Origin of the sequence: Nocardia kruczakiae NBRC 101016, from assembly GCF_001612965.1 — a bacterium.
In the GTDB taxonomy this organism is placed as follows: Bacteria; Actinomycetota; Actinomycetes; order Mycobacteriales; family Mycobacteriaceae; genus Nocardia; species Nocardia kruczakiae.
On sequence record NZ_BDBL01000011.1, the window covers coordinates 84,007 to 101,857 of the forward strand.

Annotated in this window: 16 protein-coding genes; 8 read left to right on the forward strand and 8 right to left on the reverse strand. The window is 69.1% G+C overall.

Going from position 1 to position 17,851, the window contains the following annotated elements; translation table 11 throughout:
- The first annotated feature begins 359 nt into the window (after nucleotides 1–359).
- On the forward strand, nucleotides 360–1,505 hold the full coding sequence (locus NK1_RS10265) for a serine/threonine-protein kinase (protein WP_062994172.1): 1,146 nt from the start codon (nucleotides 360–362) through the stop codon (nucleotides 1,503–1,505).
- Between the two features lie 7 nt (nucleotides 1,506–1,512).
- On the opposite strand, the gene NK1_RS10270 is transcribed toward NK1_RS10265, so the two are convergent.
- The 3 genes from NK1_RS10270 to NK1_RS10280 form a co-directional block, all read right to left on the reverse strand.
- Complete coding sequence (locus NK1_RS10270; protein WP_036498325.1) at nucleotides 1,513–2,175, reverse strand: response regulator; 663 nt, start codon at nucleotides 2,173–2,175, stop codon at nucleotides 1,513–1,515.
- A 154-nt stretch (nucleotides 2,176–2,329) separates the two neighbouring features.
- Nucleotides 2,330–3,823 carry an ATP-binding protein gene (locus tag NK1_RS10275; RefSeq protein ID WP_174552712.1) on the reverse strand — a complete coding sequence of 498 codons (1,494 nt, stop codon included), beginning with the start codon at nucleotides 3,821–3,823 and terminating at the stop codon, nucleotides 2,330–2,332.
- Nucleotides 3,824–3,924: 101 nt separating this feature from the next.
- Complete coding sequence (locus NK1_RS10280) at nucleotides 3,925–4,293, reverse strand: DUF6223 family protein (RefSeq protein WP_063008294.1); 369 nt, start codon at nucleotides 4,291–4,293, stop codon at nucleotides 3,925–3,927.
- Between the two features lie 233 nt (nucleotides 4,294–4,526).
- Here NK1_RS10280 and NK1_RS10285 point away from each other — a divergent pair, with 233 nt between their 5' ends.
- The 5 genes from NK1_RS10285 to NK1_RS10305 all read left to right on the forward strand — a co-directional run bounded on the left by NK1_RS10285 (nucleotide 4,527) and on the right by NK1_RS10305 (nucleotide 9,356).
- The gene (locus NK1_RS10285) at nucleotides 4,527–5,744 is read left to right on the forward strand and encodes a sensor histidine kinase (protein WP_063008343.1); all 1,218 of its coding nucleotides are present in this window, start codon (nucleotides 4,527–4,529) and stop codon (nucleotides 5,742–5,744) included.
- The gene (locus NK1_RS10290; protein WP_063008295.1) at nucleotides 5,741–6,433 is read left to right on the forward strand and encodes a response regulator; all 693 of its coding nucleotides are present in this window, start codon (nucleotides 5,741–5,743) and stop codon (nucleotides 6,431–6,433) included. The genes NK1_RS10285 and NK1_RS10290 overlap by 4 nt, the downstream gene beginning before the upstream one ends.
- Before the next feature lie 276 nt (nucleotides 6,434–6,709).
- Nucleotides 6,710–7,339, forward strand: coding sequence for an MspA family porin (locus NK1_RS10295; protein WP_063008296.1), 630 nt, complete (start codon nucleotides 6,710–6,712; stop codon nucleotides 7,337–7,339).
- A 72-nt stretch (nucleotides 7,340–7,411) separates the two neighbouring features.
- Nucleotides 7,412–9,142, forward strand: coding sequence for a PspC domain-containing protein (locus NK1_RS10300; RefSeq protein WP_063008297.1), 1,731 nt, complete (start codon nucleotides 7,412–7,414; stop codon nucleotides 9,140–9,142).
- Nucleotides 9,135–9,356, forward strand: a complete 222-nt coding sequence (locus NK1_RS10305) for a hypothetical protein (RefSeq protein WP_063008298.1) — start codon at nucleotides 9,135–9,137, stop codon at nucleotides 9,354–9,356. Before NK1_RS10300 ends, NK1_RS10305 begins: the two co-directional genes overlap by 8 nt.
- 82 nt (nucleotides 9,357–9,438) lie before the next feature.
- Here NK1_RS10305 and guaA read toward each other — a convergent pair whose 3' ends face one another.
- On the reverse strand, nucleotides 9,439–11,019 hold the full coding sequence (gene guaA, locus NK1_RS10310; RefSeq protein ID WP_374726730.1) for a glutamine-hydrolyzing GMP synthase: 1,581 nt from the start codon (nucleotides 11,017–11,019) through the stop codon (nucleotides 9,439–9,441).
- 216 nt (nucleotides 11,020–11,235) lie between these two features.
- On the opposite strand from guaA, the gene NK1_RS10315 reads away from it, so the two are divergent.
- Nucleotides 11,236–12,033 (forward strand): alpha/beta fold hydrolase, encoded by a 798-nt coding sequence (locus NK1_RS10315; RefSeq protein ID WP_063008345.1) that lies wholly within the window; start codon nucleotides 11,236–11,238, stop codon nucleotides 12,031–12,033.
- Between the two features lie 21 nt (nucleotides 12,034–12,054).
- Here NK1_RS10315 and NK1_RS10320 read toward each other — a convergent pair whose 3' ends face one another.
- Nucleotides 12,055–13,224 (reverse strand): GuaB3 family IMP dehydrogenase-related protein, encoded by a 1,170-nt coding sequence (locus tag NK1_RS10320; RefSeq protein WP_036498307.1) that lies wholly within the window; start codon nucleotides 13,222–13,224, stop codon nucleotides 12,055–12,057.
- Nucleotides 13,225–13,557: 333 nt separating this feature from the next.
- Entirely contained in the window at nucleotides 13,558–15,102 is a 1,545-nt protein-coding gene (gene guaB, locus NK1_RS10325; protein WP_223273388.1) for an IMP dehydrogenase, read from the reverse strand.
- 290 nt (nucleotides 15,103–15,392) lie between these two features.
- Here guaB and NK1_RS10330 point away from each other — a divergent pair, with 290 nt between their 5' ends.
- Nucleotides 15,393–15,806, forward strand: a complete 414-nt coding sequence (locus NK1_RS10330; protein ID WP_025347353.1) for a DUF5319 domain-containing protein — start codon at nucleotides 15,393–15,395, stop codon at nucleotides 15,804–15,806.
- Between the two features lie 201 nt (nucleotides 15,807–16,007).
- On the opposite strand, the gene NK1_RS10335 is transcribed toward NK1_RS10330, so the two are convergent.
- Together NK1_RS10335 and NK1_RS10340 are read right to left on the reverse strand one after the other, a co-directional pair.
- Entirely contained in the window at nucleotides 16,008–17,210 is a 1,203-nt protein-coding gene (locus NK1_RS10335; protein ID WP_084460752.1) for an anti-sigma-D factor RsdA, read from the reverse strand.
- A complete protein-coding gene (locus NK1_RS10340) occupies nucleotides 17,203–17,781 on the reverse strand; it encodes a sigma-70 family RNA polymerase sigma factor (RefSeq protein WP_030513512.1) in 579 nt (192 codons plus the stop codon). The genes NK1_RS10335 and NK1_RS10340 overlap by 8 nt, the downstream gene beginning before the upstream one ends.
- Between the last annotated feature and the right edge of the window lie 70 nt (nucleotides 17,782–17,851).

The window sequence follows — 17,851 nt, forward strand, 5'->3', positions numbered from 1 at the left end:
CACCGCACTCGATGCACCGCACCGCCGCATCGGCTACATTCCGCTCCTCCTCCGCCTCGGCCGCCGCGCCGGAGCCCGCCTCCCGCGACAGCATCCGGAAGCATCGCCGAGAGGTGCAGCACCGATTCAGCTATCGATCTTAATCGAATATACGTTCGATCCGGTGACAGTAGAACCTTCCGACCGGTCTCCGTCAAGCCGCACCGGCCCACGTGTCACATCAGCCTCACTGCGACTGTTCCGTCACCGGTCGCGGCTGTTGTCCACGCCACCCCTCAGTGGCATCAGCCGGGCTGTGACCGCTGCCAACCCCGGCCCGAAGCAGGCCGGTCGCCCTGGTTTTCGGCTATCCTCGCGCCGTGACCGAACGCGCCCGCCCCATCGTCGGCCCCGACTATCTCGTCGCCGGCCGTTACCGCCTGCAGTCCAAACTCGGAGGCGGCGGTATGGGTGCGGTATGGCTCGCCACCGACCGGCTGCTCAACCGCGAGGTCGCCATCAAACAGGTGCTCACCACCGCGGGGCTCAGCGAGGCCGAGGCGACCGAGGTGCGCAACCGGATCGTGCACGAGGGCCGCGTCGCGGCCAAGCTCTCGCACGAGCACGCCATCGCCGTTTACGACGTGGTGCTCGAGGCGGGCGAACCGTGGCTGGTGATGGAGTATCTACCCTCGCGCAGCGTCGCCAAGGCGCTCGCGCTGGCCGACACCCTCTCCCCCATCGAGGTCGCGCAGATCGGTGCGCAGGTGGCCGATGCGCTGGCCGCCGCCCATGCCGCCGGGATCGTGCATCGCGATATCAAACCGGGCAACATCCTCGTCGCCGATCGGGGCTCCGACGTGGGCATGGCCAAACTCAGCGACTTCGGTATCTCCAGTGCCGGTGAGGCTTTCGACGAACCGGAGGACGTGATCACCGGCACCCCGTCCTATCTGCCGCCGGAGGTGGCTCGCGGTGCTCAGCCGGGCCCGGCCAGCGACGTATTCTCCCTCGGCGCAACGCTGTACACCGCGATCGAGGGACATCCGCCGTACGGATTCGACGACGACAACGACGTCATCGTCACGCGCGCGGCGATGGCGCAGATCATTCCGCCCACTCGCAGCGGGCCGCTCACCCAGGTGCTGCTGCACATGATGGAACCGGCGCCGCAGCGTCGCCCCACCATGGCCGAGGCGCGCGAGGAAATCCTCACCGCCGCATTCGGTCCCGGCACCGGGCCCTATATTCTCGGCGCCCCGATCCGCACCGACGACGGCACGATTCCGGCCTGGGCGGCCCGCAATTCGGCGGCCGGACTGCGCAGTCCGCATTCCGCGCCGCTGCCCCGCCCGCCACGGGTCGCCGCGACCGGAGCCGTTGCGCAGCAACCGAAATTGGGGAAATCGAAACTCGTCGACATCGACTTCACGAAGTTCGGGCCCAATGCGGCGCCGCTCGCGATCGCGGTGGGCCTGCTGATCGGACTGCTCATCCTGATCGTGGTGCTCGTCGCCGCGATGTAGGCGCGACTCAGTCGATGCGTCGGCGGTGCGCCCAGCGAGTCAGCGCATTGCGGTTGGACTGCTGGGTTTTTCGCAACACGTTGGAGGCGTGGGTTTCCACGGTCTTCACCGAGATGAACAGGGTTTCGGCGATTTCGCGATAAGTGTAGCCGCGGGCCAGCAGGCGCAGCACTTCCAGTTCGCGCGGGGTCAGCGAATCCAGTTCCGGGTCCAGCGGGGGTTCGGGAGCCGGTGAGCGCCCGGTGAACGAGTCCAGCACGAAACCGGCCAGCCGCGGACTGAACACCGCGTCGCCGCCCGCGACGCGCCGAATGCCTTCGGCCAGTTCGGAACCGGAGATGGTCTTGGTGACGTAACCGCGCGCGCCCGCACGGATCACCGCGATCACATCCTCGGCGGCGTCGGAGACGCTCAGCGCCAGGCATACCGGGCCGTTACCCGACGCCGAACCGTTCGGGCGATCGTCGATGCCCTGCAGTACCGCCACACCACCGCCGTCGGGCATGTGCACATCCAGCAGCACCACATCGGGTCGCGCGGCGTCGATCCCGGCCACGGCCTCGGCGACGGTACCCGCCTCCCCGACGACATCCATATCGGCTTCGCGGCTCAACTCCGCCCGCACCCCCGACCGGAACACGGCGTGGTCGTCGACCAGAAAAACCCGGATCGTCACAGTTCTCCTCACCTCGAGCCGGCCCGCTGCCGGGCGCGGCGGCGCCAACTCATCGGTACCACATCGGTGGTCGGGGTGCTCGGCACCGGCCTCGAGGACGGCGGCATCACCGCCGGTCCGAATTCTGCCCACTCCGCGGGTGCGTCCGCTAATGCGACCGGCTGGGGCCGGGCTCCGCGGTCTCGGCCTGCTGTGCCTCGGCATGCTGCGGCTCGGCATGCTGCGGCTCGGCATGCTGCGGCCGGCCCTGCGCATCGCCGACCCGGTCCGCGTCGCCGGAGGCCGGCATCCCGGTCTCGGCGCCGTCGAACCCGCCGGTTTCGCCCTGACCTTCGGAATCCTTGCGGGGCATCATGATTCGCACCTCGGTGCCGCGGCCGGGTGCGGTCTGCACCTCCACGGTGCCGCCGCGGCGTTCGATCCGGGCGTGAATGGATTTCGCCAGGCCCTGCCGGTCCGCCGGAACCGCGGCCGGATCGAAACCGGTGCCGCGATCGCGCACGAAGATACTGACCTGATGCGGTTCCACCTCGGCGAAGACGTCGATGGTCGGCACACCGGCATGTTTGGCGGCGTTGACCAGCGCCTCGCGGGTGGCGCCGAGCAGGGCGGTGAAATGTTCCTTCGGCAGGCCGAATCCGGTGTCGCCGACATCCATCGAGACGTCGCCGACGGTCACCGGCGTGACCTGGACCCCGTGCTGGTCCTCGACCTCGCCGGCGATGGTGCGCACGGCGGCGGCCAGGCTCGACTGCGCGGGCATGGAATCCTCGAACAACCACTTCCGCAGTTCCCGCTCCTGGCTGCGGGCCAGCCGGGCGACCTCCTGCGGGTCGTCGGCCTGCCGCTGGATCAGCGCCAAGGTCTGCAGTACCGAATCGTGCAGATGTGAGGCGATCTCCTCGCGTTCCTCGTTGCGGATGCGGGCCGCGCGTTCGGCATTGAGGGCACGCATCATGCGCAGCCACAGCGGCACCGTCAGCAGACCGACGCCGATCAGGGTGACCGCGACCGCGATCAGTGCCGAACCCAGCGAACTCAGATTGATGCGGGCCAGCACCACCACGCCCAGCCCGACCACGATGAGCGTCGCCCCGGCCAGGATGCGCGTCCAGGTGAGCACGGTCGGCCGGGCGGGCAGACCCAGAATGGAACGCGGCCCCTCGGCATCGAATTCGCGCCACACCAGCGCCGCACCGACGGCGACCACGATGATCGGCGCCACCACCCGCGCCGCGGTCCCGTTGAACAACCACGCCATCGAGACCGACAGCGCCAGCCCGAGCAGCACGAGCCCGACGGCCTGCCGCCGCTCGGACGCCGTGGGCGGCGGCCCGTCCGCACCGGAGGAGGTGAAGATCCACAGCAGCCCATAGGCCACGATCCCCGCCCCCATCAAGGCCGACAGCAGGACGAACGCCATCCGCACCTTGAAGACGTCGACACCGAGATGGTCGGCGATACCGCCCGCGACGCCGCCGACGACCCGCCCACCGGATCGCCGCAGCAACCGCGGCTGCTCGAGAACCGGATCGGCGCCCCGGGCGTCCGGCCCGAAACCGTCCACACCGGCACGAGGTTCGAACCCCACGCGACCGTCGAACCCCGAACGCGCGTCGAATGCGGGCATGGACGGGTACATGCCTTCGATCCTGGCACGTCACCCCGACAACCGACCATCGGGAAATACCCGGATTCCCGATCTCGGGGTCCCGGCGGCGCCGTGTCGCCGGAACCGCCGTGTCATCCGAACCGGCGGGCCCGCACCAGCGCGAGGCCGCCCAGAATCACGCCGCCCAGTCCGAGCACCACCGCGGCGATCGCGCCGGCGAGCCCGTTGCCGGTGCCGAGACCGCCGGCGGCCTCGGCACCGTGGATGCCGCCGACGATCACGCCGACCGCTCCCAGCACCAGCGCGGTGAGGGCCCGGAACCGGCCGGTGCCGGCCCGCCGGGATCCGGACGAGATCGCCAGTCCCCCGGCGACCACACTGATCAAGCCCAGGACGGCCGCGATGCTGGGAACGGTCCGGCCGACGCCGACTTCGTACCCGGCGGCGGTAACGGAGAGGTGAGTAGCAGAGAGCGCGGTGAACATATCGAGCGTGGGCATCGCGGATCCTTCCGGTCGAGCGAGGAGTGGCGGCCGTGCAGATCCCACGGACTCGGAATCGGCGGCGGCCGCAACGATCGTCGCGCCACGACCCGGTCGACGGCATCGGCCCGGAAGCGACGACGCCTACGCCGTTAGGCGTAGGCGAGCGATGTCCGACCGCGCACCGCGACGTACGGTGTCGCGCGATCGGCACGATGTGCCGGACCGGTGCGGACTCCTATGATCGCCACATGCCGGACCGCGTCACACCGCTCCGCCTGCCCGTGTGGTCTCAGGATCTGCTGCTGGCGGTATTCATCACCGTGATGCAGGTCCAGGGCACCGTGGTCCGCAACAGCGCCCGGCCGGAGTCGGTGCTGCGCCCGCTGTCGGATTTCGGGTATCTCGGCTACCTCCTCTTGATCGCCGCGGGCGCCGTCCTGGTCGTGCGGCGGCAACGTCCGGTCGCGGTCTTCGCCGTCACCGCGCTCACCAGCGCGGTCTACTACACGCTCGACTTTCCGGACGGGCCCGGGTGGCTGGCCCTGTTCGTCGCGCTCTACACCCTCACCGCCCGTGGCGACGGGCGGCGCTCGCTGGTGGTGGCCGGAGTAGGTATCGCGGCCCTGACCGCGATCTGGCTCCCCGCCGCAGCGGACGTCGAACCACCGGCAGCGATCGGCTGGGTCTATTTCCGGATAGGCGCCGCGGTGATGAGCGCGGCGCTCGGCGAAAGTGTCCGCTCGCGGAAAGTCGTTGCGGCGCAGGCATTGGAGAGGGCGGAGCTGGCGGAACGAACGCGCGAGGAGGAGGCCCGCGCCCGGGTCGACTCGGAACGTCTCCGCATCGCCCGCGAAGTGCACGATACGGTCGCTCATGCCATCGCCGTCATCAACGTCCAGTCCGGCGTGACCGCGCATGTGCTCGACAAACGGCCCGAACAAGCACGCGAGACCCTGAAGATCATCGAGCGGACCAGCTCTCGGGCGTTGACGGAGATGCGGGCGATCCTCGGAGTTCTGCGCGACGACACCGACGAGCGCGCCCCGCATCCGGGCCTCGCGCAGATCCACGAACTGGCCGCTGCCGCCCGCGACGCCGGGATCGAAATCGAATTCGACACGCCTGCACCGCCTCCCGAGATACCCGGCGCGGTCGGCACCGCGGTGTATCGGATACTGCAGGAGTCGATCACCAATGTGATCCGTCATGCCGGCTCGACGCGAGTATCGGTCGAGGTGACCTACGGTGCCGACGCGGTCGAGGTCCGCGTCACCGACGAGGGGCGGCGGCCGCAGGCGAGCCCCCTCGCCACCGCTCGAGCGGGCAGCGACGGGCGCGGCATCCTCGGCATGCGCGAGCGATGCCGGCTCCTGGGAGGTGACCTCGACGCGGGCCCGCTCCCGCACGGCGGATTCGCGGTCACGGCCCGGCTTCCCTTGACGACGACGGAAACGGTGAATCTGTGAGCACTGCGGCGGACTCACCGGACGGCGGCACCCCGATCCGGGTTCTGCTCGTCGACGACGAGCAGTTGGTGCGGTCGGGATTTCGGCTCCTGCTCGATATCGAGGACGACATCACAGTCGTCGGGGAGGCCGCGACCGGGGCCGAAGCCGTACGCAAAGCCCGTGCGCTGCGCCCGGATGTCGTCCTGATGGATATCCGGATGCCGACGATGGACGGCATTCAGGCCACCCGCGACATCGCCGCCACGCCGGGGCTGCGGGATGTGCGGATTCTCATTCTGACCACCTACGACACCGATGCCTACGTCTTCGAGGGACTGCAGGCCGGCGCCGCCGGCTTCCTGCTCAAAGATGCCGGTCCGGCCGAATTGCTACACGCTATCCGCGTGGTCGCCGCCGGTGAGGCCCTGCTCGCGCCCCGTATCACGCGCCGGCTCATCGCACAGTTCACGGCCCGGCACACCGCCGACCGAGCCGCCGAACAGCGGCTCGCGGTACTGACCGAACGGGAGCGGGAGGTGCTGGCTCTGGTCGGCCAGGGCATGAGCAATGCCGAAATCGGCGCCGAACTGTTCCTCAGTCCGGCCACCGCCCGCACCCACGTCAGCCGGACGATGGTCAAACTCGGCGCTCGCGACCGCGCGCAATTGGTCGTCATCGCCTATCGAACGGGGCTGGTGGCGCCGTAGACCGAGCGCGTCCGGTCCGGACAACGCCGAGCGACGGGCGGCACCGGCCCGGCGGACGCCGCCCGCGGTGCCGATGCCGGACCGGAATTTCGCAACAGCCTCGATCACCTGCGGCTATGACGTATCGACCTGACTTTCTCCGGGTGCCGGGGAGCTCTCGATTCCTACCGTCGATTGCGTCGCCCGCTGACGGCGGGCGGCTCACGTCCCGGCAGTCGTTTCGCCGCGGACAGCTGATCTCGCCGGTTCGCCCGGCGTGTACGGGGAGGAATCCGCATGTCCATCGCATCTGTCTACGCCACCGCAACCACGGCTCTCGCGCTGGCGCTGCTGCCGGCCACCGGCGCCTCGGCCGCGGGGCCGGGCGGTCACGAGAACACGTATCCGGCACCGAACGGGTACAGCTTCACCGTGGGCCATCTCGATTACGCGGCCCATCCGGTGACCGCGCTGAACGGGATGCCCACCAATCGAGAAGTGTTCCTGGACAACACGTCCTACGCGCGGATTCCGAGCGGCACCGGCACGTTGAAGGCGGGCTACTTCGTCGCGTGCGCGGTCGATATCGACCTCGGTTTCAGCGCCGACGCCTCGGCCTCGCTGAGCGCCGGAGCGACGATCAGCCCGGATCTGGTGGAGCCGAGTGCGAGTGTGACGCTCGGCCCCAGCGTCTCCGCCGGCATCGGGGTGAACGTGTCGGTCACGCCCGGGAAGATCACCGACGTCGAGGTGGGTCGGAAACACCTCGACGCCGGGGAGACCGAGTATCTCGTCAGCCGGGACTTCCATCTCATGGTGCAGGGCTGCGGCGGTCCGCTGACCATCCGCGCCTACAGCAAGATCGAGGTCTCCGCGGCGGAGGTCGACGGGAACGGCGCCGTCTTCGCGGATCCGACCGTGCTCTGACTGGCGTATCCGGGTTCGTTTTCAGGGTGAACCCCGATGCCATTCGATGCTGCTCACGGCCACCATGGAGCTATGACCACAGCGAGCGGCGGGACCGGCGGCACGAGCCGGACGGGATTCAGCGAACAGCTCCAGCACCTGTGGCGGACGCGTCCGACACGGCTGCCGGGACAGAGTCCGGTCGCCGGCGTGGCGTCCGGATTCGGCCGTCGCTACGGCGTGGACCCGGTACTGATCCGGGTCGCGTTCGTGGTGTCGACGATCTTCGGCGGTGCGGGCATCGTGTTGTATCTGGCGGCATGGTTGCTGCTGCCCCCGGCGGGTGATGCGGTATCACCCGCGGAGGGCCTGATCAGCCGCGGGCACAGTTCGCAATCGTCCACCAAGACCATCGTCCTGATCGTCGCCCTGGCGATCGCGGTCACCACCATGGGGCCGGTGGGAGTCGGACTCGGCGGCTCGGGGGTGATCAGTTTCGCCCTGATGGTGGCCGGTTGGTGGCTGCTCTACATGCGGCAGCCGGAACCACCGTTCGACGGCTCGTATCCGCTGCCCGCCGAGGGCGGTATCGCGGCGACGGGATATCCGGGGGCGAGCTTCCCGGGTGGGTCGCCATGGAGCGGAAGTCAGTACGGACCGTTCACCACACTTCCCGACCACTACGAACCGGATCCGAACCGCGTTGCGAGCAGCCAGGTTCCGGTCACGGTGACGCCGGAGAGTCATCCGGACGAAGCACGCGCCGACTCGCCCTACACTGCGAGCTCAGCCGACGAAGCGACCGAAAGCATTGCGGCCGAAGTCCTTCCGACGGAAGAGACGCCAGGCCAACCGGCCCGTTCAGCTTCCGCGTCCGAGCCCGGTACCTCCGAACCCGTTGCCGCCGAATCGGACTCGCCCTCCGGCGAGATGACCACCGACGAGATGCCGCCCGACGATCGCCCCACGGTCGCGATGACCCGGCCGCTCCCCGTCGAATCCGAAGCGGCGGCAGTCTCCGCCGAGCGCACGGCCGAGGACGAGTCGGACCCGGACGATTCGTCGGGCCCGGGCGGAAGTGCCCGTCCCACCCCGGCACCTCCCCCCGGCCCGCGCCCGATCGGCGCCCGCCCGATCCCGGACCCGGCGCATATCGGCCCCACTCCGGCGGGCTGGGATCCGCTCGGCGTGGCGCCGATGGCCTGGGATCTGCCCACCCCCACGCAGGAACGCCCGGTCGCCGTGGTCCCGGTACAGCGGCCGCGGTCCCGGCTCACCCCGGTGGTGATCGGCCTGGCGGTCCTGGCGGCAGCGGCCGCGGGGGCGGTGGCCGCCGCGGGAGCGGACTGGATGACACCCGCGCGAATCGGCGCGGTCGCCCTGGCGGTGGTCGGCCTCGGCCTGATCGTCGGGGCCTTCCTGCGCCGCGGTTACGGCTTGATGGTGGTGCTCGCGCCGCTGGCCGGCTTCGTCATCCTCGCCTCGATGGTCGGCCCGGTCGAATTCGATCGCGGGGCCATGGGCGACCATGTCTGGACCCCGGCCACGGCCGCCGATCTGGCGCCGGAATACAAGATCACCATGGGCTCGGGCACGCTCGACCTGCGCCAACTGCCCCTGACCGAGAATCGCACGGTCCACGTGAATGTGCAGATGGGTGACTTCCGGGTGCTGGTGCCGGAATCGATGCGCCTGCACGCCACCTGCAACGCCAGCATGGGCGACGTGTCCTGTCCGCAGGGACCCACCGGACCGGCCGACGGGCCGATTCTCACTCTCGACATCGATGTCCACGCCGGAAACGCGGAGGTGAAACGTGGCTGACAACGACACGGCCGACACTCGGACCGACACTCGGGGCGGGCCGTCGTTCTCGCTCCTGCTGGCCGGAATACTCGCCCTGCTGGTCAGCGTCTGGGCCTTCATCGGCCCCACATCCTGGCCCTTCCACAGTGCGGTGCCGGTGGGCTGGATCGTGGTGGGCGTCGCGGTGGTCGTGGGCATCGCCCTGGTGATTTCGCCGCGACGGAAGAAATAGCGTCCCGAACAACGGAAAGAAGGAAGGGGCCTTCCAGCCGACGCTGGAAGGCCCCTTCTCCGCTATCGGCCGAGACAGCCGCTCACTCCCATTCGATGGTGCCCGGCGGCTTGCTCGTCACATCGAGCACCACGCGATTGACCTCGGCCACCTCGTTGGTGATGCGGGTGGAGATGCGTTCGAGCACCTCGTAGGGCAGGCGGGTCCAGTCCGCGGTCATGGCGTCCTCACTCGACACCGGCCGCAGCACGATCGGATGGCCGTAGGTGCGTCCGTCGCCCTGCACGCCGACACTGCGCACATCGGCCAGCAGGACCACCGGACACTGCCAGATCTGCGCGTCCAGACCGGCGGCGGTCAACTCCTCACGCGCGATCGCGTCGGCCTGCCGCAGGGTTTCCAGCCGGTCCGGGGTGACCTCGCCGATGATCCGGATCGCCAGGCCCGGCCCCGGGAAGGGCTGGCGCGCAACGATGTCCTCCGGCAACCCGACCTCGCGGCCGACCGCGCGAACCTCGTCCTTGAACAGCAGTCGCAGCGGCTCGACCAGCTCGAATTCCAGATCCTCGGGCAGGCCGCCGACGTTGTGGTGGCTCTTGATGTTGGCGGTGCCGGAACCGCCGCCGGACTCCACCACATCCGGATAGAGGGTGCCCTGCACCAGATATTCGACCGCGGGTCCGTGACCGTCCTCCACGCCGGTGGACTTCACCACCTCGGCGACCGCATCCTCGAAGGAGCGGATGAACTCCCGGCCGATGATCTTGCGCTTCTCCTCCGGATCGGTGACGCCCTTCAGCTCACCGAGGAACTTCTCCACCGCGTCGACGGTCACCAGTTTGGCCCCGGTCGCGGCGACGAAGTCGCGCTGCACCTGCTCGCGCTCACCGGCCCGTAGCAGGCCGTGGTCGACGAACACACAGGTCAGCCGGTCACCGATGGCCCGCTGGACCAGCGCGGCCGCCACCGCGGAATCCACTCCGCCGGACAGCCCGCAGATCGCGTGCCCGTCGCCGATCTGCTCACGCACCTGCTCGACCAGCGCGTCGGCGATATTGGCCGGAGTCCAGGCCGCGGGGATGCCGGCGATTTCGTGCAGGAACCGGCTCAGCACCTGCTGGCCGTGCGGCGAATGCAGCACCTCCGGGTGGTACTGCACACCGGCCAGCCGCCGGGCGCGATCTTCGAAGGCGGCGACCGGCGCACCGGCCGTCGTCCCCGTGACCTCGAAACCGGCCGGGGCGTCGGTGACCGCGTCGCCGTGGCTCATCCACACCGGTTGCACCGTCGGCAGTCCGCCGTGCAGGACGCCGCCGTCGATGTTCAGTTCGGTGCGGCCGTACTCGCGGGTGCCGGTGTGCGCGACCGTGCCGCCGAGCGCCTGCGCCATCGCCTGGAAGCCGTAGCAGATGCCGAAGACCGGGATGTCGAGGTCGAACAGCCGCGGATCGAGCTGCGGCGCGCCCTCGGCGTACACGCTGGACGGTCCGCCGGACAGGATCACCGCCAGCGGCTGCCGATCGGCGATCTCCTCCACGGTCGCGGTATGCGGTACCACTTCCGAGTAGACACTGGATTCGCGCACGCGCCGCGCGATCAACTGCGCGTACTGCGCCCCGAAGTCGACGACGAGAACTGGTCGCTGGGTTTCTGCCACCCGCACAGTTTAGTGAGCGCATCGGCGCACCTCGAGGGCGGGCGAGCCTGCCGGTCGCGGCCGTGACCGCCCCCACTCCGCCGGTCCGACGCCGGCCGTATCGACCGGGTGCCGACCGATGTCCGAAACGGCCTATCCGCCAACGCATATCCATGCTCGCCGGCCTCCGCGACGATCGCGAAGGCGGAGCAGCAGCAGTCGGCGACCGCTATCCTCGTGCTCGTGCCATTCGCCCGTGCGATCGATGCCGAAATCCATTACGAGGATTCCGGCGGTCGTGGTCCCGTGGTGCTACTGGGGCACGAATTCTTCATGGACCGAACGATGTTCGCCTCGCAGGCGGCCGCGCTGTCACCGGAGTTCCGGATCGTCACCTGGGATGCGCGCGGACACGGACGCACCCGCGACGAGGGACTGCCCTTCACCTATTGGACGGCGGCCCGCGACGCCCTGACCGTGCTGGACCAGCTCGGCGTCGAACGCGCGGTGGTCGGCGGCACCTCACAGGGCGGGTTCAGCGCCATGCGCACCGCGCTGCTCGCTCCGGAACGGGTGGCCGCGCTCATCCTGATCTCCACCGAGGCGCACAGCCCCACCCCGCAGGAACTCGCGACCTCGCGCCGCTTCCTGGACCGCTGGAAGGAGCCGAATATCCGGCATGTCCTCGCGGAGCACATGGCGCACTGGCTGATCGGAGACGACGCCTGGTACCGGGCGGTGTGGACCAAGCGATGGCTGGCGCGCGACCCGCACGAACTCGAGGCCGCGGCCGGATGCCTGCTGGCCCGCGACTCGATCCTGCATCGGCTGGCCGAAATCACCTGTCCCGCACTGGTCATCCATCCCACGCGGGCCGGCATCCCGCGCGCGCACGCGCTGGAAATGGCGCGCCGGCTGGCCGGATCGCGGTTCTGCGAAATCGAGGATGCCCGTCAGGCGGTCAACATGACTCACCCCGCGCAGGTCAACGCCGCGATTCGCGACTTCCTGCGCGGGGACGTGCTGACCCGGCTCAACTGATCCGGGTCACGGCGCGAGATCTCAGGCCCGCACGCTGAGGCCGACCCGCTGGAATTCCTTCAGATCGCAGTATCCGGCCTTGGCCATCGAACGACGCAGGCCGCCAACGAGATTCACCGACCCCCACGGATCGCTGGACGGACCGTACAGCACCTTCTCCAGGGTGGGCTGCTCGTCCGGCTCGGCGAACTGCAACAGCGCGCCGCGCGGCACCGACGGATGCGCGGCCGCCGAGGGCCAGTACCAACCGCGGCCGGGCGCGTCCTGCGCCAGCGCCAGCGGCACACCCAGCATCGCCGCATCCGCACCGCAGGCGATGGCCTTGGCCAGCTGGCCGGAGGAGACGATGTCACCGTCGGCGATCACGTGGACGTATCGACCGCCGGTCTCGTCGAGGTAGTCGCGGCGAGCGGCGGCGGCATCGGCGATCGCGGTCGCCATCGGGACACCGATACCGAGCACCTCACCGGTGGTGGTGGCGCCGGGCATCGAGCCGTAACCGACGATCACACCGGCGGCGCCGGTGCGCATCAGATGCAGGGCGGTGCGGTGATCGCTGACGCCACCGGCCACCACCGGCACGTCCAGTTCGGCGATGAAGGTCTTGAGATTCAGCGGTTCCACCGACGAGCCGGCGTCCTCCGCCGGCACCGCGCTCGCGCCGCCGACGTGTTCGGCGGAGATGATGGTGCCGTGGACGACCAGCAGGTCGATACCGGCCTGCACCAGACTCGGAGTCAGGGCGCGCGCGTTCTGCGGGCTCACCCGCACCGCGACCGTCACCCCGGCGGCGCGCACCTGCGCGACCGCGGCGGCCAGCAGATCGGGCTGCATCGGCGCGGCGTGCAGTTCCTGCAGCAGTTCGACCGCGGCCTCGGGCCCCTTGTGCTCGGCCACCTCGACCAGCTGCTCGATGCGCGCGCTCACATCGGCGTGCCGGGCCCAGAGTCCCTCGCCGTTGATGACGCCCAGCCCGCCGAGGCGGCCCAGTTCGATCGCGAATTCCGGCGACACCAGCGCATCGGTCGGATGCGCGACCACGGGGATGTCGAATCGGTAGGCATCCAGCTGCCATGCCAGCGACACCTGCTTCGACGACCGAGTGCGCCGCGACGGGACGATGTCGACATCGTCCAGCTCATAGGTACGCCGGGCGGTCCGACCCATCCCGATCTCGACCATGTCCCGCACTGATGTCTCTCCTTAGTGTGTTGCCACGCCCGTGTGTGCGACGAACTTGCGCGCGCCGGCGTCACGACGTCGCGGCGATCTCACGCCGACGCGCGTCCATCCTCCCAGTTCCCGGCGTATGCCATACGCCGGGGGCGGTCCGTGTCGGACGTCAGGCATGGGGACCGGCCGGGCGTGGTCGAACATCGACACGACCGACCGGTATCTCATGGATCGCGAGGGGCCGGCTCATCTCACCGACACGCCTTGTCCCCGAAGCACTTCCACCCTCCGCGGCGAGGGGGTCACCGATCCGACGTGGCAGAGGCTTTCGCCTCTCGCTCCGGCTTCTACTTACTTGCCGCGGCCGGTGTAGTTCGGGGCCTCGACCGTCATGGTGATGTCGTGCGGGTGGCTCTCCTTGAGCCCCGCCGCGGTGATCTGCACGAACTGCGCCTGCTGCAGGTCGGAGATCGACTGCGAACCGGTGTAGCCCATGGCCGCGCGCAGACCGCCCACCAGCTGATGGATGACCTGGTTCACCGGACCGCGGAAGGGCACCCGCCCCTCGATGCCCTCGGGCACCAGCTTGTCCTCGGCCAGCACGTCGTCCTGGAAGTAACGGTCCTTGGAGTAGGACTTGCCCTGTCCGCGTCCCTGCATGGCGCCCAGTGACCCCATGCCGCGATAGCTCTTGAACTGCTTGCCGCCCACCAGGATCAGTTCGCCCGGGGATTCGGCGGTACCGGCGAGCAGCGAACCGAGCATGACGGTCGACGCACCGGCGGCGATGGCCTTGGCGACATCGCCGGAGAACTGGATGCCGCCGTCGGCGATCACCGGCACGTCGGCGGCGCGGCACGCGGCCACGGCCTCGAGAATCGCGGTGATCTGCGGGGCGCCGACGCCGGCGACCACACGGGTGGTGCAGATCGAGCCGGGCCCGACACCCACCTTGACCGCGTCGGCGCCGGCCTCGACCAGTGCCGCCGCACCCTCGCGGGTGGCGATATTGCCGCCGACGACCTGGATCCGGTCGCCGACCTCGTTCTTCACCTTGGCGACCATCTGCAGCACCTGGGCCTGATGGCCGTGCGCGGTATCGACGATCAGCACATCGACCCCGGCGTCGGCCAGGCTCATCGCGCGCGACCAGGAGTCCTCACCGACGCCTACCGCCGCACCGACCAGCAGACGGCCGTCGCGGTCCTTGGTGGCGTTCGGGTACTGGTCGGTCTTGACGAAGTCCTTGACGGTGATCAGCCCGCGCAGCCGGCCGTTACCGTCGACGATCGGGAGCTTCTCGATCTTGTGCCGGCGCAGCAGGCCGAGGGCGGCCTCGGCGGTGACACCCTCCTGGGCGGTGATCAGCGGCGCCTTGGTCATCACATCGGCGACCCGGCGGTTCTGATCGACCTCGAAACGCATGTCGCGGTTGGTGATGATGCCGACCAGCGCACCGGTCTCGTCCACCACGGGCAGACCCGAGATCCGGAACCGCGCGCACATCGCGTCGACCTCGGCGAGGGTGTCGGACGGGCGGCAGGTGACCGGATCGGTGACCATTCCGGCTTCGGACCGCTTCACCGTCTCCACCTGGGCGGCCTGATCGGCGGCCGACAGATTGCGGTGCAACACGCCCATACCGCCGGCGCGGGCCATGGCGATCGCCATCCGCGCCTCGGTGACGGTGTCCATCGCCGAACTCACCAGCGGAGTGCGCAGCGTGATCTCGCGGGTCAGCCGGCTGGAGGTCTCGACCGAGCTGGGGATCAGATCGGAAGCGGCCGGCAGCAACAGCACGTCGTCGAACGTGAGGCCGAGCATGGCGATCTTGTTCGGATCGTCACCACCCGTATGCGGGCGGACGGCTCGTTCGCCCATCACGGGACTACTCATCTGATCGACCCCTCCTGGACCTCGAAAGCACCGATACGGCACTGCGGCCCCGCATTCCGCGGGACCTCGGTACCGATCGAGAACAGCTGATGGATGGTGGAGCCGAAGCGTGCTACCCGGCGCCCGTGTATCCATGGTATCGGCCGCCCGCGGGGGCGACCTCGTCGCCTCCGACACAGTGGTGGACGAGGGTGGACACAGTGGTGGACGAGGGTGACAGCCGCACAACAAGCGCGTCAAAATGCCTTCAGCGCTGGCGCGGAGGGGGTGGTTCTGCGTACCGTGGGATTGTGCGTGACCATCTACCACCTGGCCTGCCGCCGGACCCCTTCGCCGGAGATCCCTCCGACCCGTCGGCCGCGCTCGATGCCATTGAGCCTGGGGAGCCGCTGGACCCCCATGAGCGCCTAGCGGTCGAAGAGGATCTCGCCGATCTCGCGGTGTACGAGGCGCTGCTGTCCCATCGGGGCATCCGCGGTCTCGTGGTGAGCTGTGAGGATTGCCGGCAGGACCACTACCACGATTGGGACATGCTGCGCGCCAACCTGCTGCAACTGCTGGTCGACGGCACGGTCCGCCCGCACGAGCCCGCCTACGATCCGACGCCGGAGGCCTACGTGACGTGGGACTACTGCCGCGGATACGCGGATGCCTCGATGAACGAAGCCCTGCACGGCGACGGATTCGACGGCTTCGACGCCTGACCCGTTGTGCAACAGCCGCGTAGTGCTTGCGCCGGCGTAGCCGCGCGCACGTCCGGCGTGTGACTTTCCACACTTCTGCCGAGTCTTTCGGCGCGCACATCTACCCCGGAAAACACGAATCCGACCGCCGGAATCGGCGATCGGTTCTCGTATCGGAAATCTCGTCCAGCCGGATATGTCGTTCCGGCCGGATATGTCGCTCTAGCCGATGCCGGTGTGCAATCCACCACCGGCCGGCGGCACCACCACGGTCGGCGCCGAGGGCACCGACGGGCGAACCGGGGCGACGGTCTGCTGCGGCTGCGTCGGCGGGACCACCGCCCCTCCGCCGATGGTGGTCGGCGAATTGGCGGTGGGCTGATTCGTCGGCGGCTGCTGCTGTGTCGGCGGCTGCTCGTTGGTCGGCGGCTGCTGCTGTGTCGGCGGCTGTTCGTGCGTCGGCGGCTCGGCAGTTGTCGGCGGTTGCTGCTGCTGTTGCGTCGGCGGCTTGGCACCACTTCCCGGCTCGGTGCCCGGTGTGCCCGGTCCCGAACCGTTCGCCCCGGTTTCGGGCGCGGTCTGGCTGCGCATGATCTCCGGTCCCGGAGTGCTCTGCTTGGAACCGCTGCTCTCGTGCTGGCCCGGGTTGGTGGCCTGTCCCGGCGTCGTCGGCGCGACCACGGTCGGAGTGGTCGGCGTCGTATTCGCCTTCGGCTCCAGTGACTCCAGCGCGGCGGCCACCTGGGGCGCGGTGGTCTTCAGCTGATCCAGCAGATGCTGCCAGCGCAGCTGCAGATCCTGCTTGCGCGAATTGTCATCGACCTGGGTCGTGTTGGTGGAAGCGCTCTCCAGCAGTGCCTTGGCCTGTTCCGGGTGTCCCTGGTCGATCAGCGTCTGCGCCTTGGTCATATCGTCGTCGGCGCGCTGGGCGATCGTGGTCTGCGCCTGCTGGCTGAACACGACCTCCTTCACCCGCCACAACGGATCACCCGGCTGCGCGCCGTAGGAGAACGCCGTCGTCCCGCCCGCGATCACCGCGACCGCGGCCGCGGCGCCCATCAACGGACGTACCAGTCGCAGCCTGCCGCGGCGATGGGCGTTGACCCTCGCCTCCCGCGCTCCGATCTCCTGGTTGACCGCCGCTACCACGGCGTCCAGATCGGGACCGGCCGGCATCGGAGTCTCGACGATATCGGCCCGCCAATTCGCGAGCAGACTCGCGAGTTGATACTCCTCGGCACTGTCGGTCGCGACGGGACCGTCGCCGGCGATGGCGTCGATCAGCGCATCGTCGCGGCGTACCGCCGCGATATCCACCGGCCCGGAATCACCGGACTCCCCGGATGCCTCGGCATAGGGACCGCTGTTCGGCGATCCAAGCCGCGCCTTCCAGTCGCCCCGACCGCGCTCGCCATCCCTAGCCATACATTTCACCTGCCCTCGCCACTTGTGACTTCAGTTTCGCGAGCGCCCGATGCTGAGCCACTCGTATAGCTCCCGCCGTACTGCCCACGGCGACAGCAGTTTCTTCTGCTGACAAACCCATGACCAAACGCAGGATCAGGATCTCTCGGTGCTTCTCCGGTAGCGTGGCCAGCAGACTGTTCATCTGCCGGCTCGTTTCGGATTCGAGAGCGCGCTGCTCCGGCCCCTGGTCGGTGGATATGACATCTGGTACTTCGGCCATCGCGTCCGCCTTGTTACGGGCGGCGTTGCGATGAGCGTCGGCGACCTTGTGCGAGGCGATTCCGTACACGAAAGCCATGAACGGCCGCCCCTGGTCCTGGTAACGCGGCAGGGCGGTCATCACAGCCAAGCAGACCTCCTGCGCCACGTCGTCCGCGGAGAGCTGCCCACGCTCCGCGGAACCGATCCGCGCACGGCAATAGCGAACTACCAGCGGGCGGATGATTTCCAGTACCTGGGCTAAAGCGGAACGGTCGCCCTGAGCTGCAGCAGCTACGGCGGCGTCCAACTCCTCGCCCGAGTGCGTCATCGTCAGAGATATTCCTGGCGTTACAAGTGGCACGGCCGGATTTCGACCGGTGCTTCCACCGGTCGGTGGA